Raw genomic sequence first — 23,060 nt, 5'->3', positions numbered from 1 at the left:
GCGCATGAACACCACGCGGAACATCCTGCCTTGCCCGGTATGCCGAAGCGAGCTCCAGCCGAGCGAGCGCCAGGGGATCGAGATCGGCAGCTGCCCGACATGCCGCGGCGTGTGGCTCGATCGCGGCGAGCTGGACAAGATCATCGAACGCTCGGCCGAATACCGGCCGCGCGGCGAGCCAGAGCCGTTCGGCCGGGCACGGCCCTATGGCCGCGATGATGACGATGATGACGACCATCACCGGCGGCACGGCGGGAAGCGCCGTTCGTTCCTGTCGGACCTGTTCGACTGATCCGACCGACCGAACCGGGGTCGCCGCCTTTGCGCGGTGGCCCCGGAACGGCTCCGGCACCCCACGGCTCGTCGAGTGCCGGACGGATCGGGCACCCGGGCATGGGCGCGCTCACGCACAGCCAAAAACCAATTGCGATACGGAATCACTCGTCCTAGCGTACAACCGATTGCACAACGCAACCAGAATGTGCCGATATCCTGCGTGAAGAAGGAAATGGTATGGCCAGGCTCGTATTCGGCATGAACCAGTCCCTGGACGGCTATGTCGACCATATGAAGTTTGCGCCAAGCCCCACGCTCTTCCGCCACTTCATCACCGAGGCGCAGGGACAGGCCGGCAGTGTCTATGGCCGCCGGATATATGAGATCATGCGCTACTGGGACGACGATCATCCGGAATGGAGTGCGGACGAACGCGCCTTCGCGGCGGCGTGGCGACGCCAGCCGAAATGGGTCGCCTCACGCTCGCTGGCCTCGGTCGGCCCCAACGCCACCCTGATCGGGGACGACCTTGAGAGCGCGATCCGAGCGCTCAAGGCCGAGCGCGACGGAGAGATCGAGATTGCCGGTCCCGACCTGGCGCACAGCCTCACCGGCCTTGGCCTGATCGACGAGTATCGCATCTATCTGCATCCCGTCGTGCTTGGTCACGGCACGCCATATTTCGCCGGAGCACGGCCGCCGCTTCGGCTTGTGGCGAGCGATCGGATTGGCGAGGATGTGATCCGGTTGAGCTATGTTCCTGTCTGAGTGGCGATTTGTTGGGCGGAGATCGTCGTTGAAGTGTTGGGTTGGGCTTAAGACCGGCTTTGGGTTTGGCCTCTCGCCATTCTCGTGATCCCCGGGCGATATCATGGCGATTCTGGTCGTGAACCAAACGACCGGTTTCAAGCCGCAAACTTGAGAGCCGATCGCGCCCGGTTTGCTGGAATGCGGGGATGGAAGACTATGGCTGCCGAACGAAGCGTATATTGCGCGCGCCGTTCAACCAGGCGGAAAAGCCGTCGATCTGGCCGGTCGGCGTACGTGTGAAGACGAGACTGGCCGTGCCGCGCAGGCGTGTCGTAAAGCCGTCTGCGAAGCGCGGCATCAGCGGCCATTCGACCGCGAAGGGTTGCCGCATCACCAGAGTGTCACCCTTTCGTACGACCGAAATCCGCCTGTCCAGCTCTGCACAGTAATAGGTTCCGACATAGGCATTGAGCGCGGCGGAGCCGGTTCCGGCAGGCGCGACCGCAACATAGCGCTGGCGCGAGGCATCGGTGCCGAGCGTCAGGGCGATCGCTTTCGCACCCTTTCTGGAAAACTGCACAGAGCCACCATCCGCGCGCTGAAAGCGCTCCTCGCCCGTCTGTGCCAATATCTCGGTCGGCCCTTGCTGGAGGGTAAGCTGATGATTGACGACCTTCGTCTCCACCAGGGCGCCGGTAACCGGGTTTCTAAACAGCCCCTGGTAGGGCGTCAGGTCTGTGCCGGCGGCAATGGGCGACGCAGCGGGCGGAGAGGCTGGGCTCGCGGGCCGGCTCTCGACATAGCCGCTCGCACGGAGCGCCTGCCCGGCGACTCTCTCGCCCAGGCTTACGGGGTCGACACCGCCATTGTTACACATCACGGCAACCGAAATGCCCTTCTCCGGATAACGGCCCAACCAGGTCTTGTAGCCTGCGGTAGAGCCGCTGTGCGCGACCAGCCGCAATCCGTTCGCGCGGGTGACCTCAAGTCCCAGAGCGTATTCGAGCGACGTGCCATCGCGCAACTTGCCGGGGGTTTGCAGGGCCGCTGCCAAGGCCTCGCCGCCAGCCAAGCCCGAGGGATTGTCCAGGAACGCGTTCCAGCGCAGCAGATCCCCGATCGTGGTGAGCAGCCCACCATTTCCATAGACATTGGTGAAGGGCATATTGGCGATGAAACCATCGCCGGCCGAGGCATAGGCCATTGCCCGCCCCGGAACGATCGTGCGGAAATCCTCCCGCCATCGGCTGTGATTCATGCCGAGCGGCCGGAACATGCGCTGCTCGGTGAAGCGCTGCAGGCTCATGCCGCTGACGCGCTCGATGATGATCGCTGCAAGGGCGTAGTTGGTGTTGGTGTATAGGAATTCCGCGCCGGGCGTGAAATTCAGCCCCTTCTGACGCGAGGCCATATCGAGGATCACGCTCAGCGTATGCACCTGCGTTCCAGGACCGTTGCCGGTCAAGGCGAGCAAGCTCCATTGCTCGCGCAGCCCGCTTGTGTGGGTGAGCAGATGGCGGATCGTGATCGGCGTGCCATAGTCAGGCAGCTCCGGCAGGTAGCGCCGGATATCATCTTCGAGCGCCAGTTTGTCGTCCTGCACCAGCAGCAGCATCGCGGCGGCGGTGAACTGCTTGGCGAGCGAGCCTGTCTCGAAAACACTATCCGCACCAAGCGGCACCGGGTGTTCCAAATCGGCCAGCCCATAGGCGCGTGTCACTGGTGCTGCCCCGGCAACCGCTACGCCCACCGCGCAGCCGGGCCCTGTCGGCGCGATCGACGCAAAGTCCGCATCGAGGTCGATTGCCGGCCGATCCTGCGGCGTCGCGACGGCTGAGCGCGCCGCATATTGTGGAGCGGAACCCCAGGCGACGCTGGCGGGAAGGCACGACAGGGCCGCGACGGTAACGAAACGCATTGGACGCATTGAACTCTCCGATGAACTCGGGACCGCAAGACCCCAGTTCCGGCGGCAACCCAATACCGGATCGGTGAATGCCGTGTGAGAACGGTGAATGACGACAGCCGGCGTAAGGCGGCTCGCGCGTGGCTATGGCGCAACCGCCGTCATCGCCGGCGGCGGAACATCCATGGCTTCGCGCAGCGCAGGCTGGCGGGAGCGGCTGACCGGCAGGGGCGCGCCCTCGCGCATATGCAGCCGCCAGCGGTCGCCGTCGCGCTCAAGGCGCTGCACCTGGGAAAGGTTGGCGATCACCGAGCGGTGCACGCGCAGAAAGCTTGCCGGCAACTGGGCCGCCAGGCCGTCCAGGCGCGCGGCGTGCAACAGGCTGCGGCCGCCAACCAGCCGCAACTCGACATAGTCATCGGCCCCCACCACGGCCAGGATCTCCGCGATCGGCACCAGTTCGACGCCCCGCGCCGAGGCCACGGTCAGACGGTCGGGACGGCTGGCGGCGCGAGTCAGGGCGGCCTCGCGGCCACGGTCGTCGCGGCCCAACCGCACGACCTCGACCATCAGCAGCGGCAACACCAGGCCAGCGGCGAGCAGGAAGTAGGAAAGATCGGCCAGCCATTCGGGGAACCCAAGCGCCAACGTAAGGAATAGCACCAGCCAGGCCAGGGTCGGTTGGGCGCCAGGCACGCGCATGCGTACGCCCGCCGCGGCCGGCAGGGCGGCGAGCCCCGCCCCAAGGATCAACGCCCAGACCGTCTTCAGGTCGAAGCCCGGCAGCAGGACCGTGGCCCCTACCATGCCAATGGCCAGGCCGGTCATCAGGCGCCGCGCCTTGGGCAGGAAGCGGGTGGACGCATAGCTCACCAGCAGGATCGCGAAGGCGGCCGCGAGCGCCCAGATGGCACTCATCCGCCAGGCGTGCAGGGGATAGGAATAGTCGAACAGCGTTCGCAGGCTCTCGACGATGGCCTGCAGGGCCGCGACCCCGGCCATCGCGGTCAGGATCAGACTTGATCCCGTACGACGCATGGCGTGGATGGCGCCGAAGCCGAACGCCGCGGCCAGCAGGGTGCCGGCCGCCACGAAAGTGACGGCCAGCGGCACGATCTGCTGTGCATAGGGATAGGGGCCGATGCCAATGGCGCTCATGGGGCGGGCGAAATGCAAGCCGCCATGGAAGGATGACAGGTGCAACACCACCATGTTCCCGCCGGGCCGCCATGCGCTCTCGCGGATCGGAAAGATCGCCTGGTAGCGACCGGGGCTCTCGGCACGTGCGGTGGCGCCGGGTTGGCCGTTGGCACCCAGCCGCTGGCCGTTGAACCAGGCCTCCGATGAGGCGACGCCCCCCACATAAAGGACGCGCGGCCGGGTATCGGCGGGCGCGCCGAGGGTGGACCGAATCCAGAGCTCACGCCCTTGCGGATCGATGAAATCCCGGATCGGGCGACAGTCGCTCAGTACTGGGCCGGCCGGACCGATCGCGCCACGGCAGGCTTGCCACGGCAGATCCTGGGCCAGGACCGGGGTCGCGAGACCCGTCAGGAAAACGGTGAGGAGCAGGATTCGCCACATGGGCTTCCTCTAGGGCGCTGTTCGCCGAGATGCACCGCCATTCGCCGATTCCCGGGCGCCATTGACCGAAGCAGGCTGGCGGCCGGAACCGTGAACGGCTCATCCGGCGGCATGACCTACACATCGCTCAATCGCCGCGCCGTGCTCGCTGCCGCCGCTCTTGCCCTTCCTGCCCTGGCGCTTGCGCGCGCCTCTGCCCAGCCGGCATCCCCGTTGCAGGCCGGCCCTTTCCGCTTCAAGGGCTGGCGCGGCGAGGAGACCGACGCCGACCGGGGTTTCTTCGAGGTCCCGGAGGATCGTCGCGATCGGCGCTCGCGCAAGATCCGGCTGGGCTATGTCCGGTTTCCCTCGACGGCGGCGAAGCCGGGTCCGCCGATCGTCTATCTGGCCGGAGGACCGGGTGGCGAGGGAACGGGTGCGGCGACCGGGCCGCGCTTTCCAATCTTCATGGCCCTGCGCGCAGTGGCCGACGTCATCGCGTTCGACCAGCGGGGAACGGGCCTGTCCAGCACCATCCCGGAACGGCCGGCCTCGACGCGTCCAGCGCCGGTGTTCACCGAGGCCGGGTTGACGTCCTATTACCGCTCGGAATTGCAGCGCGCGTGGGCCGACTGGACCAAGGCCGGCGTGGCGATGGCCGGCTACAATACCGAGCAGAGCGCCGACGACATCGACGACCTGCGGCGTCACCTGGGTGCGGAAAAGATCGACCTCTGGGGCACCAGCTACGGGTCGCATCTGGCGCTTAGCGTGCTCAAGCGGCATGGTGACCGGGTGAACCGGGTGGCGCTGTCCAGCTTGGAGGGTCAGGACCAGACGGTCAAACGGCCGGCCCGGACCGATGTCTATCTGCGCCAGGTCGATGCGTTGCTGGGCGCGGACCCCGCGGCCCGGGCGGCAGTGCCGGACCTGCTGGCGCTGATGCGCCGCGTACACGCCAGGCTGGAGGCGCAGCCGGCGCTGACGGCGGTAACCCTGAACGGCAAGCCGGGCCAGATCAGGATGGGCGGCTTCGGCGTCCAGATGCTGGCGGGCGGGCTGATCGCCAATCCCCACACTTTGGCAAGGCTGCCTGGCCTGTACCTGGCGCTGGATCTCGGCCGGACCGACGTGCTGGCGCCGTTCCTCGGCGATGTCGCCAACCTGCTGAACCTGAGGGGCATGCCCGAAGCCATGGATCTGGCGTCCGGAATCTCACAGCGCCGGCTGGCTTTGGTGCGGCGCGAGGCGCGGACGGCCGTGTTGGGCGAGGCGCTGAACTTCCCGATGCCGCAGCTGGCGGGCGCTATCCGAGGCGTCGATTTGGGTGAAGACTTCCGGACGTCGATCCGCATCGACCATCCCGCGCTGCTGATCGCGGGTTCGCTGGATGGGCGTACGGTGCTGGCTGAGCAGGACGAAGTCGCGGCGCAGTTTCAGCGCAAATCGCGAGTGATGGTCGAGAATGCAGGTCACAATGTTTTCGAGGCGCATCCCGAGGTACGGCCCCTGTTGGTGCGGTTCTTCCGCGGCGAGCCCGTCGCCGACACCCGGCTTACGCTGCCGACGCCCGAGTTTCGGTTGACGTGACCGACGGCCCGCAACGGCTTGGTGAGCGGCAGCTTCAGACGCCAGGCTCGCGAAAGCTGCGTACCTGCGTCAATATTGTGAATGGGCGGGCGATCCTTACCGTCGCAGGCAGGTCATCGGTGCGAGAACGGGATTGCAGCTTTCGCAAAGCCTGAAGCACGGAATATGGTTGCTCCAGCCGAACCCTCACCGTCGGTGGCGACGATATAGATTTCATTCGTGCCGGGCTTGAACGCCAGGCTGGTCGTGAGGAGAAACCGGCCCTCGTCCCGTCCGGGGATAAGAATTTGACCAATTGGCAAGCCATTGCGATTGAAAACGAGTATACGGCCCTGGTGGAACATGGCGGCATACACATTGCCGTCGGCATCCACTCGCAGGCCGTCTGGCGACGGCCCGGTGAAGTGATAGGCGATCGCCGTGCCCACCGGCGCTACGGTCGTGGCGTCGGCAAGCGTTACGCGGTGCAGCACGTTTCGCGCATATTCCGTGACCCAGAGGGTCTTTCCGTCCGGTGACAATGCGACGCCATTCGCGGCGGAAAGGTTTGGCAGGATCGGCGAGATCCGCCCGTCCGGGGAAGCGTAATAGACACCTCCGGTGGACTGGGTGGATGTGCCCTTGAAATCCGCGAAGTAGAAGCCGCCTACGCTATCGAATACCAGATCATCCGGGACGTAACCTGCGCCTGGCGGGATGATCTCGGCACGACCGCGGCCATCGGCTCGGAATGCGACGACGCTGCCGGAGCGCATGTTCCCCACACCGGCCAGAAACAGACGCCCATCCCGGTGAACCGCGAGTCCGGTCGGAACGATGGTGTTCCTTTCCACGACGGTCGATACGGATTTGCTCGGATCGACCTTCAAAACCCGGCCACTGAACATATCCACGAACAGCAGGTCGTTCGCCTTGTCGAAGACCGCACCTTCCAGAAAAAGGCGCTGACCAGCCAAGGACAGCCAGGGCTCCGCAGTGACCGTCTGCAGGCCGATTTCGGACGGCGGTATCGGCACCGGGCCTCGGTTTGCGGCGTCGTAGGCGAGCGTAGTATTACCTTGCTGGGCGTGTGCGACCCCAGACAATATAAGGAACAGGGCCGCCGCAGCGACGCGCATATTATACAGCTTCATCGATCGATCTCCTGAAGCGCGCGTCGCGACGCTTGCCCAAAGCCTAGCGCTGCCTGGCTTCGACCCCGTTCGCCGATGTCGACGGGTCGAGCACACGAGGTCCGATGACGGGCGCCCTGGCCAGGTCGGCTGCGATCTGCTGCAGGTCCGCCGTCGAGAAGGTGACGGCGGCCGCGCCGAGATTCTCGGCCAGATGCCACGGGTCGGTGGTACCGGGGATCGGCACGATCCACGGCTTTTGCGCCATCAGCCAGGCAAGCGAGAATTGCGCCGGTGTGATACCCTTGCGTTTGGCCCACGCGTCCACGACAGCGAATAGCGCCATGTTTCCCTTCATATTGTCGGGGAAGAAGCGCGGGATCGTCGAGCGCCAGTCATCGGAGGCGAAGCGTGTCCCTTCGCCGAACCTGCCGGTGAGGAACCCTCGCGCCAGCGGCCCCCAGGGCACAAATCCGATCCCCAGCTCCTCGCAGATCGACAGGATCTGCCCCTCTGGACTGCGTTCCAGCAGCGAATACTCGTTCTGCACGGCTGAGACCGGAAGCTCGGCATGGGCGCGACGCAACGTGTTGGGACCGGGTTCGGAGAGACCGTAATGCTTGACCTTGCCCGCCTGGATCAGGTCCTTCACCGCCCCCGCGACATCTTCGATCGGGACGTCCGGATCGACGCGATGCTGATAGAGCAGATCGATCGCGTCGACCTTCAGGCGCCTGAGTGAACCTTCCACGGCTTGCTTGATATGGTCCGGTCGGCTGTTCCGTCCGGTCTCCTTGCCGTCCCGGAACGCGAAACCGAATTTTGTGGCGATCGCCACCTTGTTCCTGAAGGGCGCGAGTGCTTCGCCCACGACCTCCTCGTTGGTGAAGGGGCCATAGACCTCGGCGGTGTCGAAGAAGGTCACGCCGCGCTCGACGGCATCGCGGATTACCGAAATCATCCTCTGGCGACCGGGAAACGGCAGGAAATAGGCGCTGCCCACCATGCAGCCTAGGCCGATCGACGACACCTCCAATGCCCCGAGCTTACGCGTCTTGCCGATCGCCCCGCGCGATGTGGTGACGCTCGCCGCGCTTGCGGGCCTTGCCGCCGGAGCGCGTTGCGCAGCCGCCGAAAGAGGTGCGCCGACGGCCAGCGCGGAACCGGCAAGGCCTGCCATGGTCAGAATATCACGGCGGCTATTGCCCGTGCCTTCAGATGACGAAGTGGGGTCGCTGCGATGGGTCATGGATCACTCTTTCTGCGCAGTATCTGGCGCGCGACAGGTTCGGGGAGAGGGAGGCGGCCGCAGGCGCCATGATCAGGAATCGACCATGCCAAGCGCCGCCGCGTGCAAGCGAGGCCCCTGGACCGGAATCCGTGACAGAGCTGCCTCGATCTCCCGCAGGTCGGCCTGGCTGAGGACCACCTCGGCAGCGCCCAAATTCTCTTCGAGACGATGGAGCTTGGTCGTGCCCGGGATCGGCACGATCCACGGTTTCTGAGCGAGCAACCACGCCAGCGCCAGTTGCGCAGGGGTGGCGTCCTTGCCGGCGGCGATTTGCTTCAGGGCATCGACCAGCGCCATGTTCGCCGCGCGCGCTTCCGGCGTGAATCGCGGCCCGTTGCTGCGGAAATCCGAAGCGTCGATTTCGGTGTCGGCGGTGATCGCTCCGGTCAGAAAGCCGGCACCGAGCGGACTCCACGGTACGAACCCGATTTTCAGCTCCTCGCAGGCCGAAAGGATGCCGTTCCGCTCCACATCCCTCGTCCAGAGCGAATACTCGCTTTGGACGGCAGCCACCGGTTGAACGGCGTGCGCACGGCGGATCGTCGGCGTGCTGGCCTCGGATAGTCCCCAGTGCTTGACCTTGCCCTGGCCGATGAGTTCGCCGACTGCGCAGGCAACGTCTTCGATCGGCACGTTCGGATCCACGCGGTGCTGGTACAACAGGTCGATCGTATCGACCTTCAGCCGGGCCAGCATGCCATCGACGGCGTTGCGGATGGTCGCGGGGCGACTGTCCAGCCCGGCGCGCGTGCCATCCGGCTTCAGGTCGAATCCGAATTTCGTGGCGATGACCACATCATCCCGGAAGGGCGCCAGCGCATCGCCAACCAGTTTTTCGTTGATGTACGGCCCATAGACTTCGGCGGTATCAAAGAACGTCACGCCGCGCTCGACTGCCGCGTGGATCATGCGGACGCCATCGGCGTGGTCGAGCGGCTGGCCATAGGTGGTGTTCAACCCCATGCAGCCAAAGCCGAGTGCCGAGACTTCCAGGCCGCCGGTTCCGAGAGTTCGCGTCTTCATCATTTTCTCCTGTTCGGCCGCTGGGCGAACCTCGCCGGCCTGACAGGGAATTTAGCGTGCGATTCATTTGTTGATTAGACGCTATGATCGGTATGGGCTTATATCAGGAATGAATAAATGCGCCGACAGGATTTTGGTGAGCTGAACGCGTTCATGGCGGTGGCGGAGGAGAACAGCTTCACGCGCGCCGCCGCGAAACTGGGCACTTCGCAATCGACGCTCAGCCAAACCATCCGGCGGCTGGAAGCACGCCTCGGTCTGCGGCTCCTGACCCGGACAACCCGAAGCGTAGCGCCGACAGAGGCCGGAGAGCGGCTGCTGGAGACTTTGCGGCCCGCCTTCGAAGGTATCGATAGCAAGCTCGCAGCTCTCACTCAGCTGCGGGAGAAACCGGCCGGCACCGTGCGCATCAACGCTACCGAGCAGGTCGCGGAGTCGGTTCTCTGGCCCGCCCTGAAACGCCTGCTGCCGGACTATCCAGACCTTGAGGTTGAGATCACCGCGGAATCGGGCCTGACCGACATTGTCGCGGGTCGATACGATGCGGGCGTTCGCCTGGGAGAATTGATCGACAAGGACATGATTGCCGTGCGCATCGGACCACAGCTGCGCATGGCGGCGGTCGCCTCGCCCTCTTATTTCGCTCGAAAACCTCCGCCACGCACGCCGCATGACCTGGCACAACATGACTGCATCAATCTCCGCCTCTCGACGCGTGGGGGCCTTTATGCCTGGGAATTCGAGAAGGATGGGCGGGAGTTGCGGGTTCGGGTCGAGGGTGCTCTCGCTTTCAACGGGGGAAGGATGATGGTGACTGCGGCGCTCGACGGTTTCGGCATTGCTTATGTGACGGATGATTTTGCGGATCACGCGATCGCCGATGGACGGCTCATCAGGGTGCTTGAGGACTGGTCACCCCCGTTCGCGGGCTACCATCTATACTATCCCAGCAGACGACAGCTCTCGCCGGCCTTCGCCCTGGTCGTGGACGCATTGCGATATCGCGATTGAGCCTATGAGCTGGCTGCACGGCGCTGAGTGTCTGCAGGTGGAAATGGCTCTGCGAGGTCAAGCCGGATGAAAATTGTCCAAGCGCATCAACCGTGTCTAAGAGCGGACGCACCCTTCTCGAAAAGCGCATGACGCGCTCCATGACATTTGTGCGGTAATATCCATTATTCGAGCCCGACCATGTCCGATCGCCTCAAGATTCTGCTTCAATATCTGCTGCCCAAGCAGCGCCTGACCCAGCTCGCCGGCCGGGTCGCCGGCGCGCAGGGAAGCGCGATCACCCTCCCGCTGATCCGCTGGTTCGTTCGCAAATACGGCGTCGATATGAACGAAGCCGCGAATCCCGACATCGCCAGCTACAACAGTTTCAATGATTTCTTCACCCGCCCGCTGAAGATCGGCGCGCGACCTCTGGCCGCGGCCGATTTCATCTGCCCAGTGGACGGCGCGATCAGCCAGTTCGGCGCGATTGACGACGACCGCATGGTGCAGGCCAAGGGCCATCGCTTTACCACCACCGATCTGGTCGGCGGCGATACCGCGCTCTCGGGCCTGTTTCGCCATGGCAGCTTTGCCAATCTGTATTTGTCGCCCCGGGATTACCACCGCCTGCACATGCCCTGTGACGGCAAGCTCATCCGCATGATCTATGTGCCGGGCGCGCTGTTCTCGGTGAACCCGACCACGGCGCGCGGCGTGCCGAACCTGTTCGCGCGCAACGAGCGCGTGGCGTGCGTGTTCGAATCGCCGGAATATGGTCCGTTCGTAATGGTGCTGGTGGGCGCGACCATCGTCGGCAGCATGGCGACGGTCTGGCACGGCGTGGTCAATCCCAAGCGCACCGGCCCGAAACGCACCGGCCCGAAACGCACTGGGGTTTGCGAATGGACCTATGCCAACGAGGACATCCGGCTGAAGAAGGGCGAGGAAATGGGTCGTTTCCTGCTCGGCTCGACGATCGTGATGCTGTTCGGGCGCGACACCATCGCCTTCAACCCGGATTGGGCGCCCGAACGGCCGGTGCGCCTTGGCGAAAGGATGGGCAACAGCCCGAGCTGAGCAGCTTTACCGCTCGCCCGCCGGGTCCTCGGATTTCCGCCCGGCATCAGGCGCGAACGGATCCCTCGGTATCTGGTCGGAACGCCCCTTCTCTCGTCCACCGGCGACAGGCTTCGCCCGGTAAATGTCCACGCAACGACGCAGCTCGGCAACCGCCGCGCCACTCCCGTCCAGGTTCAGCTGCTCGACCGGCACGTCGCCGCGATAGATGTGGAGCGCCTTGGATGCGGCGAAATAGGAGGGGAATTTCGTTTCGAAGCTCGTGACGAAACCCTTTTTCCCTGCGGACTCCATGCCGACCACCAGTTGTCTGGAATAGCCGCCGGTGGAGAGCCGAAAGTTCAATTTCAGCCGGTCCATCTGCTTGATCGACCAGTTGCTGTTGAGCACCGAGAGATGATTGCTGCCATCGATATCGATGCCGAGAAGGAGGGTCGTTTCCCCGGCACCGCCGTACGTCCTGGTCAGGAAGCAGCCGTCCTTATCTTTGCTTGCCGCCACCGTCCAACCGCCTACATCCCGCATCGCATAGTCTTGCGCCGATGCATCTGCACTCGCGAACAGCCCGGCAAGGAGAGCAAACGGCATGAACGCCCAACGGACGGTCACCCGAAACCAGATATGGACCTGTTCACGCATTCTGTACCCGATCTCCACGGCGATTTAATCCGACAGCGGCCATTGGCCATGAACGCAGCACGATGCCGGACGCTCCGCAGCCGAGCTGGACAATGACCGCTTCGGGTCGAGTCAGCAACTGACCTGAGCGATGAGAAAGGGCGCATCGCCGTCGAGCGGTTGCCGCCGCCCCGGCGGGCCTGGCCTCTGTCCTCCTTCCCTCTATTGGGGTTATGGCGGACCAGATTTGGAGAGAATGATGAGCAATCCATCAAAGGCATGGGATGGGGAACTGGTCCGCAAATGGCTGGAACGCCGGTTCGAGGTGTCGAAGCTGGATCAGGCGGCAGCGGACCGGCGTGGGTATGAGGCACAGGACGAGTATGACAAGGCGGCCGCAGAGGAATGGGTCTGCCGTGCGCTGAAAGCCGCGGATTGCACGAATGAGCAAGCCATGTTCGCCAAGCGTCTTAAGGAACTGATCGGCCAGGAAGACTATCCGGCGACCGGCATCCATGACGATATTCGGTTCGAACGGCATGTTCGCGGCCAGCTCAGGAAGCTGGCCAAGATGACCAAGGCAAATGAGGGGTTCGAGAAGACGCTGCGCTATCAGTGAGCGCGGCGCAGCGGTGCAAGGCTATATCGCGAACACGCGCTTGCCCAGATGCGTGATGCGGCATGCCAGATCCGCCTCACCACTGGCCACGACATAATGGTCGCCAGCATCGACGATCCCGGTCGTGAATACGACATTGTCGAGATACATCAGTTCCTTGAGCGGATCGGTCAGCGCGGCGCGCGGTTCGATCAGGGGATCGTGGCTGGTGCGCAGCACCACGCCCGGATCGTCGCGGTCGAGCAGCGACCAATAGGTGCGGTAGATGCCCACCACGCCCAGCGGCTCGACCCCGTGCCACAAGGTCAGCCAGCCCTTGTCGGTCAGGACCGGCGGCGCGCCACCGCCCATCCGCGCGGTCGCCATGGTCGCGGCATGCGGGCGGATGCCGGGTTTGTCATAGGGTTTCCAGTGCAGCGCATCGGGTGAGCTGGCGAGGTTGATCGACGGTCCGGCGCGCCATTCGCTGCCCGGCGGATAGGCGAAATAAAGATCGCCGAGCGGCCGGGTCTGTGCCCAATATTTACCGCCGACCAGCCCTTCGAAGATCAGCATGTCCTTGTTCTGGTGATCGAGCACGATACCCTCGAGCTGCCAGTCGAGCGCATTGTCGGAGGTGTAGAGCGTGGTCGAATGGCGTTCCGGACTAACCGAGCAGGTGGTCATCAGCCAGCGATCGCCGACCTTGCTGATCCGTGCATCCTCGACACCATAGCATTGATACGGCGCGCGCGGTTCGACCGCACGGTCGTAATGCACCGCCTCGACCCGCCGGCCGTCCGCCGAGAGTTCGACCGGGAGGAGCCAGGACAGCGACGTCAGCGCCATCACCTTCCACCCGCCACCGCGCATCATGAACTTGCGCGGATCGGAGGTGTCGACGAAATCGAGCGGCCATTGATCGAGCGTATAGCCTCCCTCTTCCCAGCGGATGGCATGGATATGCCCGTCGCGGATCGGTGTGCGCAGCGCTTCCGCCACGCGCACCATCAGCAGCAGATTGCCATTGGGCAGGCGCGTCATGCCGGGATTGAACGCACCGAGCACATAGGTTTCGGCATCGACCTTGCCGGCAAGCGGCGAGCGCGACAGATCGACATCGCGCGGGTCGAACAGCAGCGCATCGAACAGCGGCACCGGCACGCTCATTCGCCTTCGCTTCGGCGCGGCACCACGGTCATTTGCTGCACCACGGTCCGGCGCGGCTGAGTCAGCGCGAAATGCACGGCGACCGCGATATCCTCGGAGCGCAGCATGGTTTCGTCCCTCACCTTTTTCTTCTGCTCCTCGGCATCGATATCGGGGTAGTGGAAATCGGCCTGAGTCTTGCCGGGTTCGATCAGTGCCACGCGCACATCCTTGTCGCCCAGTTCACGGCGCAATGCCTCGGAAAAGCCGGCAATGCCCGCCTTCATCCCGGCATAGATGGTCGATCCCGGCCCGAGCACATGCGCCGACATCGAACCGGTCAATATGATATCGCCCGCCCCGCCGAACCGGTCGACCGCCGCATGCGCGCTGAGCAGATAGGCGGTGAAATCGGTCGCGATCTGATAGCGCAGATCCTGCACGCTCGTCTCCGACAACGCATTTGCCGGAACGGCGGCGTTGATCACCGCGACGTCCAGACCGCCGAGCCAGCTCACCGCATCGGCGAAATAACGCGTGACATTGTCCGGCTCGGCCAGGTCGATCGCGGTGCCCGATCCCTCACCCACTTCGTTGATCCGCTTCAGCGCATCCTCGAGATGCTCCGGCGTGCGGCCGCAGATATGCACCCGTGCGCCTTCCGAGGCGAGCAGTACGGCGATCGCCCGGCCGATCCCGGTGGTGCCGCCGGTAATGATGACGCGCTTGCCCTTCAGCGAGGTGACGGCAGTGTGTGCGTCGGTGATATCGGTCATGAAGCTCTCCCGGTGGGTGTCGGGAGGACAAGCGTTCAGACTCGCACCGGTTCCATCATCACTTTATCGAGCAATCGCCCGATCGCGGCCCGGACCGGCTCTTCGTCGAGCGTCGGCGCATGGCCGATCCCGGGCATTGTGACCAGTTCCGAACCTTCCAGCGTCGCCGTCATGCGAGCGGCGGTCTTTGCCGCAAACACGTCGGATCGTTCGCCGCGCACGATCAGTGCCGGCACGCCCTGCAGCTGATCCAGCGCGCGCCACATGTCCGGCCCGGCCTCATTGCCGGGCACGCGGAACGGCTCGGCGATCTTCATGTCGTAATCGAGCACGATCCGCCCGGCGCTGTTGAGGCGATAGAGCCGCTTCGCCATCGCCAGCCAGTCCTCGATGTCATAATCGGGGTAGACGCCGTCATTGCCCTCGGCGACGGCGCGGGCGGCATGCATCCAGGTCGGCCAGGCCTGCGACTTGCCGACATAGGAGCGAATCCGCGACAGGCCGACCGGGTCGATTTCCGGCCCGACATCGTTGAGCAGCACGCCGGCGATCTTCTCTCGCGCCGTGCCCGCCAGCAGCATCGTGACGATCCCGCCAAGCGAGGTGCCGAAGGCGACGTAACGATCCACGCCGAGTTCGCGGAGCAAAGCCTCGATGTCCTGGACATAGCTCAGCGGGACATAGCTCATCGGATCCTTGGCATAGCCGCTCTCGCCGCGGCCGCGCAGGTCGATGGTGATCACGCGCCACTCGCCCGCCAGCCGCTCAGCCACCACGCTGTAATCGCGCGCGTTGCGGGTCAGGCCGGGCAGGCAGAGGATCGGCGGGCGATCGTCGCGGCCCGCCCCATGCGCAGGATAGTCGCGATAATGCAGCCGGATGCCGTCGTTCGACCACCAATATCGATTTTCATAAGCGGCCATGGTTGCGTCCTGCGGTTCGGAACCACCATATCGCTGCATGGCAGCATCCCCGCAAGCATATCGACCCGAACGCGCGATTCTCGAATTGGGGGAGGCGTTCTACGATCCCGTGAGCGCGGCGGACTTTCCGGAAACCCGGCTGCGTTTCCGCAACGACCGTGCGGCGGCTGAGGTCGGGCTCGATACGCTGAGCGATGCCGAATGGCTGGCGCATTTCGGCCGCTTCCAGCCCATGCCCGGGAGCCTCGATCCACCGCTCGCGCTGCGCTATCACGGCCATCAGTTCCGCGTGTACAATCCCGATATCGGCGACGGCCGCGGTTTCCTGTTCGCGCAATTGCGCGACGATCGCGGCCGGCTGATGGACCTCGGCACCAAGGGCAGCGGCCAGACGCCGTGGAGCCGCTTCGGCGACGGGCGGCTAACGCTGAAAGGCGGCGTGCGCGAGATCCTGGCGACCGAAATGCTCGAGGCGCTTGGCGTTCGGACCTCGCGCACTTTCTCGCTGATCGAGACCGGCGAAGCGCTGGAGCGCGGCGACGAACCCTCCCCCCACCCGTTCTGCGGTGATGGTGCGGCTCAGCCATGGCCATATCCGCATCGGCGTGTTCCAGCGGCTCGCCTACACCCGTGACGCCGAGAGCATGCAGCGGCTGATCGCCTATGTGCTGCGGCACTATTTCAATGAGGAAGCGGGCGCGGACGGGGCCGTGCGGCTGCTCGACCATGTCGTGCGCGGCACGGCGAAACTCGCGGCCAGCTATATGGCGGCCGGCTTCGTGCACGGCGTGCTCAACAGCGACAATATCAACGTGACCGCGGAAAGCTTCGATTACGGCCCATGGCGGTTCGCGCCGAACTGGGATCCGGGCTTCACCGCCGCCTATTTCGACCATGCCGGGCTCTACGCATTCGGCCGCCAGCCCGAAGCGATCCATTGGGACGCGATGCAGCTTGCCGTCGCGCTGCGCGCGGTAAGCGAGGCCGAACCGCTGATCGCGGTGCTCGACACGTTCGGCGAGCGCTATCAGCCGGCGGTGTCCGATGCGGTGCTGTGGCGGCTCGGCGTGCGGCCCCGCGATGCGGAACACGACCGCGCTGTCGTCCAGGCGGTTGAACGCGGCTTGCGCGGTGAAGGCGCGTCGATCGACCGTTTCTTCTTCGACAGTTTCGGCGGGCAGGTGCCGGAGGGTTATGGCGCAGCGTTCGACGAAGCGCGGACGGTGCTTGCGGCCTATCCGCCGCGCGCGGATCGTTCGCACGCCTATTGGCAGGGCGATGCGCCCTGTTCGATGCTGATCGACGAAGTCGAGGCGATCTGGGCCGCAATCGATCAACGCGACGATTGGGGACCGCTGGAGGCCAAGATTGTCGCAATCCGGGACATGGGCGAGGCGCTCCGCTGATCCTCCCCGTTCCGGCGAGGATTAACGCCACTAGTGGATTCCCCCGAGAAACTAAGGCAAAGCCTTTCGACGATGGCGGGCACCGAAATCATCTCCACCGAACCGGCGACCGGCGCGATCCTGTGGCGACGCGAGATCGGCGACGTAGACGCCGAAGTCGCCCTTGCCCGCGCCAGCTGGGCCGCCTGGGCAGCGCAGTCGCTCGCCTTCCGGATCGAGGCGCTGCGCCGCTTCGGCAATGTCGTCCGCGCCCGCGCCGACGCCTTTACCGACCTGATCGCGCGCGAGACCGGCAAGCCGCTCTGGGAAGCGCGCACCGAGGTCGAATCCGTCATCGCCAAGGTCGACATCTCGGTCAGCGCCTATGCCGAACGCACCGCCCAGCGCCGTATCGACGCGCCGATGGGCAGCCGCATGGCGGTGCGCCACAAACCGCACGGCGTGCTCGCGGTGCTTGGCCCGTATAATTTTCCGGCGCATCTGCCCAATGGTCATATCGTGCCCGCTTTGCTCGCCGGCAACGCGGTGATCTTCAAGCCGTCGGAAAAGACCCCGGCGGTCGGCGTGTTCCTGGTCGAATGCTTCCATGCCGCCGGCGTGCCGGAGGGCTGTATCCGCGTCCTGATCGGTGGCCCGGCGGAGGGCAAGGCGCTCGCCGAGCATCCCGATATCGACGGGCTGCTGTTCACTGGTTCCGCGCGCACCGGCCTGTTGCTCAACCGCGCCTTTGCCAACCGGCCGGAAAAGATCCTTGCGCTGGAAATGGGCGGCAACAACCCGATCATCGTGTGGGAATCGCCTGATCTTCACTCGACCGCCGCGCTGATCGTCCAGTCCGCCTTCACCACCGCCGGCCAGCGCTGCACCGCTGCGCGCCGCCTGATCGTCGACGACCGCGTCTATGACCAGGTGATCGAGCAAGTGAACAAGCTGACCGGCAAGCTGATCGTCGGCGAACCCCACGCCACCCCGGCCCCGTTCATGGGCTGCGTGATCGACAATGAATCCGCCGACCAGCTGACCGAGAGCTTTCTCGAGCTGATGATGCGTGGCGGCCGGCCGATCCGCCACCCCGAACGGCTGGTCGAGGGCCGCCCCTTTCTCACCCCGGGCCTGATCGACACGACCGAATTGAAGGACCGGCCCGATATCGAACTGTTCGGCCCGATCCTGCAGGTGATCCGCGCCAAGACCTTCGACGAAGCGATCGCCGAGGCGAACAACACGCGTTATGGCCTCTCGGCATCGCTGATCAGCCAGAACCCCGCGCTCTACGACCGCTTCTGGGCCAATGCCCGCGCCGGCATCGTCAACTGGAACAAGCCGACCAACGGCGCCAGCTCAAGCGCGCCGTTCGGCGGCATCGGCTGGTCGGGCAATCACCGCCCCAGCGCCTATTATGCGGCGGATTATTGCGCCTATCCGGTGGTGTCGAACGAAGCGGACCAGGCGCGCGCGAGCATCGGGGTGGGGCTGCGCGACGGTTAGGGCTCGAACCCAACCGTTCGGGCTGAGTCTGTCGAAGCCCCTGCGCGACAAGCAACGTACCGCTTGGGATCCCTGCCCTTCGACAGGCTCAGGGCGAACGGGAGACGGTGATCAGCCCTGAAGTGCCCCGGGCCCGACGCCCTCGCCTCGCGCCCCCGTTTCGACGGTCGCGGCACTCCCTGTCTCCGCTTCCCCAGTCTCCGCCCGCCACCGCGCCTTGATCGTCTCGCTGGTCTCGCGCGATCCGTCATGGCTCCAGCCCGGCGGCGCGACCATATAGCCTAGCTTGTTCGTCCACCCCGGCGTGCGCCATACATCCTTCGCGATGCCGACCCATTCATGGAACGCCGCCCAGAGCAGGTTGAAGCTGCCGAGATTCCGAACAATGCCATAACGCGGCCGGTCCTCGTCGAGCTCGGGCTCGAACGTGCCGAACATCCTGTCCCAGACGATGAACACGCCGGCATAATTCTTGTCGAGATAGCGCGGGTTGGTCGCATGATGGACGCGGTGGTGCGACGGGGTGTTCATCACCGCCTCGACCCAGCGCGGCAGGCGGCCGATCGTCTCGGTGTGAATCCAGAACTGGTAGATTGTGTTGAGCGCGCCGACGAACACCAGCATCGGAATCGGGAAGCCCAGCAGGAACAGCGGCAGGAAGAAGATGAAGCCAAGGCTGATGAAATTGGTCCAGGTCTGCCGCAGCGCAGTCGACAAATTATAATGCTGGCTCGAATGATGAATGACATGGCTCGCCCACATCCAGCGGATGCGGTGCGACGCACGGTGCGCGACATAGAAGCACAGGTCATAGAGGATGAAGGCAAGCAGCCAGGCCCACCAGCTGTAAGGAATCTCGAACGGCGCATAGCGCTGCAGCCCGAGCCCCATCACCACCACTGCGCCACCGGTGATCACGCCGGCAACGGTACTGCCCAGCCCGAGCAGCAGCGAGGTCAGCGTGTCCTTCACATGATAGCGCGAGCGATCGCGAAAGCGCGCCAGAACCATGTCGAGGATCACCATCAACACGAACACCGGGATCGCATAGCTGATCGGGTTAGGCAGATTGGGCATCGCGTCTCCCTCCTGTTTGGCCGGCGCCGACCAGTTCCGCCGCCCAGGCCGTCGCCTCATCGCCAAGATCGAGCGTGACCGTGCCGAACATCGCCTCGGGCAAGGCCAGGGTGAGCGTCTCGCGGTCGAGCGATGCCTGGAATGGCGGATCGACAAAGCGCGAGACGAAATGATTGCCGTGCGCGCGGAGCACCATGTGCCGGTTCGCGGCGTTGCGGAGCAGCGCGGCCCGCCCGTCACGGTCGATCGCGACCGCCGTGGCGCGAAACCCGCACCAGGCCTCTTCGGCCAGGCGGCGGGCATGATCGGCATCGGCAATGCGCGACGCGACGCCCAGGCCGAGCAGGCGCGCGACCAGCGTCATCACCAGGACGGCGACCAACGATCCCGCGAACACCAGCCAGTTCATTCCACCCTCTCAACACCGTCCAGATCGGCAGCCGGTCTGCCGGGGTCGTTCCGACTCTGCGGTCGGCCCCGTCCCCGTTTCGGCGTTCAGCGCCGATAATTTCGATAGTAACCGCTACCATCTCCCGGTGCAATCCACCGATATGGGTCCGACACCCGACAGATCGGACCAGCCATGGGATCCGATCACCGGACCTTATAGCGGCTCGCCGCGCGACGTGGCCGCTTCGTCGTGATGCGTCCGGAGTGGAGCTAACATGCGTTGCCCATGGCCCGGCCCAGCCATAGCCTCGTCCATCCAACGAGGAGAGAGACAATGAAAGCAGTCGACTCAAAAACCTTGCAGAATCAATTGGAATCACTGGACAAGGCGATCGTCAACGGTGTGCCGAAAGAAGGCATCACGGTGGCGCGCAAGACTCCGTTCGAACCCTGGGATGCGGTCTTCGGCGGACGCGGCGCCGGCTGATCCAATCAACGCGGCCGATCGACAATGCTGACGGCCGGGATCGATTTTTCGCACTTGCGCGCTCCCGTCGAGATCATCGACGGGAGCGTTGTTTTGGGCGGGTCGCGCGTTACCCCATTCGCACACCGGCTGCTGCGCGCGCTGGTGATCGATACCGACACGACAATTGCCATTGCCTGCCTGGAACGGTTCCGCGGCGATCCGCACGGCATCGACCATGTCCGCCCGGACAATGACCAGGCGCTTGCCGATCGGCTGAACAGCATCCGGTCGCACTTGCTCGACTGGTCGATCCTGACCATGGACCGCGTCCGCGGCGCCATATCCTATGAAACCTCGCTGATTCATTCGGCCCCGGTCTATCTGCGCAACCATGCGGGCCGCCTGACGATCGACTGGGATTGCACCCGGCTGCTGCAGGGCTTGGGCGCGCCGATCGACTGGCCGGCGACCATGGCGCAGATCGCAGGGCTGATGTCCTATACGCCGCGCACGATGGTCGCGGGCCTGTACCGATCGATCGCCGGCGCGACCCTCACCGCGCACGGCGACACGATCGACACGCACATGCCGCCACCGATGGGCATGCCGGGCGCGCAAAGCCTGGCCGAACAGGTCTCGGCCGAGACCTTGTTGTTCGATACGGTGAAGGCACTGCTCGCCGCGCGCGATATCGATCCGCAGCGCACCGCGATCGAGCTCAGCGGCGGCATGGATTCGGCGCTGATCGCGCTTGCCGCCGCCGATGTGCTTGGCCCGGGCGTGCTCAGTTACGGCGCCGAATTCAGCGGCGCGATGGGCGCGGCGCAGCGCGACCGGCGCACGCTGCTGTGCCGCCACGGCGAGTTCGAGGATATCGTGTTGCCGGCGGGCCGCTTTCTCCCCTTCGGCCCGCGCAGCGCGCGCCGCGACCGCTTCGGCGTCTGGCCGCAGGACGAAAGCTATCCGGAGATATTCGAAGCCTTTTTCGACCTGCTCGCCCGCGCAGGCGTGGATACGCTGACCAGTGGCTTCGGCGGCGACGAACTCTATGCCGTCTATAGCGACGAAACCACCGACACCGACGACCGCGCGCTGGAGGATCACCCCTATCTCACCGCACGCGGCCGCGCGCTGGCCCGTAAAGGCGGCGCACCGGGATCGCAGGGTGTGATTGCCGATACCAGCTGGCTCTCCGCCGCCGGCCGCTCGCAACGCCTGCTGCGCCAGGGGATCTGGCCGATCTATCCCTATATCAACCCGATCCTGGCGCGCTTCGTCGCCAGCCTCCCCTGGGAGTATCGCCGCGACCGCATGCTGCTGCGCCGGACCCTGACCGCGCAACTGGGCGATCCGGTGTTCGAGCAGGATTATGTGAAAGAGAGTTTCCGCGAGGTTGCGGTGCGGGGGATCGCGGAGAACCGCGAGTATCTGCTTGCAATGTTGGCGAGGTCGCCGGTGCTGGATGCGGATCTTGTCGATCGCGACCGGGTGCTGGCGGCGCTGGGCGGGGATATCGAAGCGCTGCCTTCTGAGGAGTTTGGGTTGCTGTTTTTGGTGCTGACGACGTGTTGTTTTTTTGATGAGTGAATGTGTCGAATGATTATATTGATCGATCACAATGAGATTAAACGCCTCACCTATTAATCGGGGTTAATAACGGCCATGCTGGTGCACAAACGCGCTTTACCTAAGAAATTACCGGACCAAACTCATAACACAACAAGATTAGTTGAATATATTAAAAATATAGACAAAATGTTTGCCAATCCATCCAGCTGCTTCGGCATGGATCAGAAAGTTCAGTATCATCTTGAGGTAGAAAAAAAACTACCGCCAAATAGGAAAGTATTTAATCGCAGAATTCAGGAGCCCGTTCTTTCCGGATACTGGAATAGCTTGAAGAAGTTCGATTTTACTCCGGAATCCTCTGCATTTTTTGTCTCGCTACTATGCGGAAAAGAGGTGTCCCTTAGAACACAAGGAATGCGCGCATTTGACGATAAAAACAACAAAACGATCTTTGAGGATTATGATCCATCTCAGTCTTGGATGAATAAAATTATCGATATCAGATTAAAAGGATATGACCCCGTCACCGAAGGAATCATCTGCTATACCATCGTTATTTTCGCTCATCCCTTCTTGGATGGAAATGGCAGATTTGCGCGATCCGTTTTCTATGGCGCCCTCGCCCGACATGGCATATTGCGCTCACCCTGCCTGGGGATGGGCGCCGGTTTTACCTTACACATAGCGCGCATAGCAAAGGCAGCGACGCAACTCTCTCAATCGGGCGACTGGGTCCCATACCTGCGCGAGCTGACCTCTATCATTGAAGATTGTTGTTCATATGCATTTTTCATAAGGTGCGCCGAGCTAAGGCCATAGGATATCACCTGAAGCTCACACACCCCTATTTATTTACCTTATTTTTTATGACGGCTACTATTCTAAATGCAATGATCGAGATAATAAATATGACAAGCAACAAAAAGCCCCAGTTAAAACTTCTTTTAAATCCGTAGAATATTATGACCGATATTAACAATAGTGGAATAAATCCAAATATTACTTTAAAAACTATC

Annotated in this window: 21 protein-coding genes and 1 pseudogene; 11 read left to right on the top strand and 11 right to left on the bottom strand. The window is 63.8% G+C overall.

The features are described from left to right. Positions 1-4 precede the first annotated feature (4 nt). Positions 5-292, top strand: coding sequence for a TFIIB-type zinc ribbon-containing protein (locus H3Z74_RS05865; RefSeq protein WP_187763011.1), 288 nt, complete (start codon positions 5-7; stop codon positions 290-292). A 221-nt stretch (positions 293-513) separates the two neighbouring features. Then, complete coding sequence (locus H3Z74_RS05860) at positions 514-1,044, top strand: dihydrofolate reductase family protein (protein WP_187763010.1); 531 nt, start codon at positions 514-516, stop codon at positions 1,042-1,044. A gap of 196 nt (positions 1,045-1,240) precedes the next feature. On the opposite strand, the gene H3Z74_RS05855 is transcribed toward H3Z74_RS05860, so the two are convergent. Together H3Z74_RS05855 and H3Z74_RS05850 are read right to left on the bottom strand one after the other, a co-directional pair. Then, positions 1,241-2,953 carry a serine hydrolase domain-containing protein gene (locus H3Z74_RS05855; protein WP_187763009.1) on the bottom strand — a complete coding sequence of 571 codons (1,713 nt, stop codon included), beginning with the start codon at positions 2,951-2,953 and terminating at the stop codon, positions 1,241-1,243. Positions 2,954-3,076: 123 nt separating this feature from the next. Continuing rightward, on the bottom strand, positions 3,077-4,516 hold the full coding sequence (locus H3Z74_RS05850) for a LytR/AlgR family response regulator transcription factor (protein WP_187763008.1): 1,440 nt from the start codon (positions 4,514-4,516) through the stop codon (positions 3,077-3,079). Between the two features lie 111 nt (positions 4,517-4,627). Here H3Z74_RS05850 and H3Z74_RS05845 point away from each other — a divergent pair, with 111 nt between their 5' ends. After that, the gene (locus tag H3Z74_RS05845) at positions 4,628-6,085 is read left to right on the top strand and encodes an alpha/beta hydrolase (RefSeq protein ID WP_187763007.1); all 1,458 of its coding nucleotides are present in this window, start codon (positions 4,628-4,630) and stop codon (positions 6,083-6,085) included. A 113-nt stretch (positions 6,086-6,198) separates the two neighbouring features. Here H3Z74_RS05845 and H3Z74_RS05840 read toward each other — a convergent pair whose 3' ends face one another. The 3 genes from H3Z74_RS05840 to H3Z74_RS05830 form a co-directional block, all read right to left on the bottom strand. Next, positions 6,199-7,218 (bottom strand): SMP-30/gluconolactonase/LRE family protein, encoded by a 1,020-nt coding sequence (locus H3Z74_RS05840; protein ID WP_229726917.1) that lies wholly within the window; start codon positions 7,216-7,218, stop codon positions 6,199-6,201. A gap of 43 nt (positions 7,219-7,261) precedes the next feature. Further along, positions 7,262-8,203 carry an aldo/keto reductase gene (locus tag H3Z74_RS05835; RefSeq protein ID WP_390901769.1) on the bottom strand — a complete coding sequence of 314 codons (942 nt, stop codon included), beginning with the start codon at positions 8,201-8,203 and terminating at the stop codon, positions 7,262-7,264. Between the two features lie 315 nt (positions 8,204-8,518). Beyond that, the gene (locus H3Z74_RS05830; protein ID WP_187763005.1) at positions 8,519-9,511 is read right to left on the bottom strand and encodes an aldo/keto reductase; all 993 of its coding nucleotides are present in this window, start codon (positions 9,509-9,511) and stop codon (positions 8,519-8,521) included. Between the two features lie 117 nt (positions 9,512-9,628). Here H3Z74_RS05830 and H3Z74_RS05825 point away from each other — a divergent pair, with 117 nt between their 5' ends. Both H3Z74_RS05825 and asd read left to right on the top strand, forming a co-directional pair. After that, positions 9,629-10,522, top strand: coding sequence for a LysR family transcriptional regulator (locus H3Z74_RS05825; RefSeq protein ID WP_187763004.1), 894 nt, complete (start codon positions 9,629-9,631; stop codon positions 10,520-10,522). A gap of 180 nt (positions 10,523-10,702) precedes the next feature. Next, on the top strand, positions 10,703-11,581 hold the full coding sequence (gene asd, locus H3Z74_RS05820; protein WP_187763003.1) for an archaetidylserine decarboxylase: 879 nt from the start codon (positions 10,703-10,705) through the stop codon (positions 11,579-11,581). A 6-nt stretch (positions 11,582-11,587) separates the two neighbouring features. Here the strand turns inward: asd and H3Z74_RS05815 are convergent, their stop codons facing one another. Further along, the gene (locus H3Z74_RS05815; RefSeq protein WP_187763002.1) at positions 11,588-12,220 is read right to left on the bottom strand and encodes a hypothetical protein; all 633 of its coding nucleotides are present in this window, start codon (positions 12,218-12,220) and stop codon (positions 11,588-11,590) included. A gap of 238 nt (positions 12,221-12,458) precedes the next feature. Between H3Z74_RS05815 and H3Z74_RS05810 the strand changes: the two genes are divergently transcribed. Then, entirely contained in the window at positions 12,459-12,818 is a 360-nt protein-coding gene (locus tag H3Z74_RS05810; protein WP_187763001.1) for a hypothetical protein, read from the top strand. 21 nt (positions 12,819-12,839) lie between these two features. Here H3Z74_RS05810 and H3Z74_RS05805 read toward each other — a convergent pair whose 3' ends face one another. From H3Z74_RS05805 to H3Z74_RS05795, 3 genes are read right to left on the bottom strand one after another with little or no spacing between them, the layout of a single operon-like run. Next, the gene (locus tag H3Z74_RS05805) at positions 12,840-13,967 is read right to left on the bottom strand and encodes a glycoside hydrolase family 130 protein (protein WP_187763000.1); all 1,128 of its coding nucleotides are present in this window, start codon (positions 13,965-13,967) and stop codon (positions 12,840-12,842) included. Then, positions 13,964-14,722, bottom strand: a complete 759-nt coding sequence (locus H3Z74_RS05800; protein ID WP_187762999.1) for an SDR family oxidoreductase — start codon at positions 14,720-14,722, stop codon at positions 13,964-13,966. The genes H3Z74_RS05805 and H3Z74_RS05800 overlap by 4 nt, the downstream gene beginning before the upstream one ends. A gap of 35 nt (positions 14,723-14,757) precedes the next feature. Continuing rightward, on the bottom strand, positions 14,758-15,645 hold the full coding sequence (locus H3Z74_RS05795) for an alpha/beta fold hydrolase (RefSeq protein ID WP_187762998.1): 888 nt from the start codon (positions 15,643-15,645) through the stop codon (positions 14,758-14,760). Positions 15,646-15,682: 37 nt separating this feature from the next. Between H3Z74_RS05795 and H3Z74_RS05790 the strand changes: the two are divergent. Further along, positions 15,683-17,051, top strand: a pseudogene (locus H3Z74_RS05790) (protein adenylyltransferase SelO). Positions 17,052-17,123: 72 nt separating this feature from the next. Continuing rightward, the gene (gene astD, locus H3Z74_RS05785) at positions 17,124-18,539 is read left to right on the top strand and encodes a succinylglutamate-semialdehyde dehydrogenase (protein ID WP_187762997.1); all 1,416 of its coding nucleotides are present in this window, start codon (positions 17,124-17,126) and stop codon (positions 18,537-18,539) included. A 111-nt stretch (positions 18,540-18,650) separates the two neighbouring features. Here astD and H3Z74_RS05780 read toward each other — a convergent pair whose 3' ends face one another. Together H3Z74_RS05780 and H3Z74_RS05775 are read right to left on the bottom strand one after the other, a co-directional pair. After that, positions 18,651-19,616 carry a sterol desaturase family protein gene (locus H3Z74_RS05780; protein WP_187762996.1) on the bottom strand — a complete coding sequence of 322 codons (966 nt, stop codon included), beginning with the start codon at positions 19,614-19,616 and terminating at the stop codon, positions 18,651-18,653. Further along, on the bottom strand, positions 19,600-20,025 hold the full coding sequence (locus tag H3Z74_RS05775; RefSeq protein ID WP_187762995.1) for a hypothetical protein: 426 nt from the start codon (positions 20,023-20,025) through the stop codon (positions 19,600-19,602). The genes H3Z74_RS05780 and H3Z74_RS05775 overlap by 17 nt, the downstream gene beginning before the upstream one ends. A 315-nt stretch (positions 20,026-20,340) precedes the next feature. Here H3Z74_RS05775 and H3Z74_RS05770 point away from each other — a divergent pair, with 315 nt between their 5' ends. The 3 genes from H3Z74_RS05770 to H3Z74_RS05760 all read left to right on the top strand — a co-directional run bounded on the left by H3Z74_RS05770 (position 20,341) and on the right by H3Z74_RS05760 (position 22,863). Continuing rightward, complete coding sequence (locus H3Z74_RS05770) at positions 20,341-20,493, top strand: hypothetical protein (RefSeq protein ID WP_183112377.1); 153 nt, start codon at positions 20,341-20,343, stop codon at positions 20,491-20,493. A 54-nt stretch (positions 20,494-20,547) separates the two neighbouring features. Continuing rightward, a complete protein-coding gene (locus tag H3Z74_RS05765) occupies positions 20,548-22,062 on the top strand; it encodes an adenine nucleotide alpha hydrolase family protein (protein WP_187762994.1) in 1,515 nt (504 codons plus the stop codon). A gap of 198 nt (positions 22,063-22,260) precedes the next feature. Further along, positions 22,261-22,863, top strand: coding sequence for a Fic family protein (locus H3Z74_RS05760; protein WP_187762993.1), 603 nt, complete (start codon positions 22,261-22,263; stop codon positions 22,861-22,863). Positions 22,864-23,060: the final 197 nt, after the last annotated feature.

It is taken from the genome of Sphingomonas alpina (assembly GCF_014490665.1).
Taxonomy (GTDB): domain Bacteria; phylum Pseudomonadota; class Alphaproteobacteria; order Sphingomonadales; family Sphingomonadaceae; genus Sphingomonas; species Sphingomonas alpina.
This window is presented reverse-complemented; position numbering and strand designations above follow the sequence as displayed.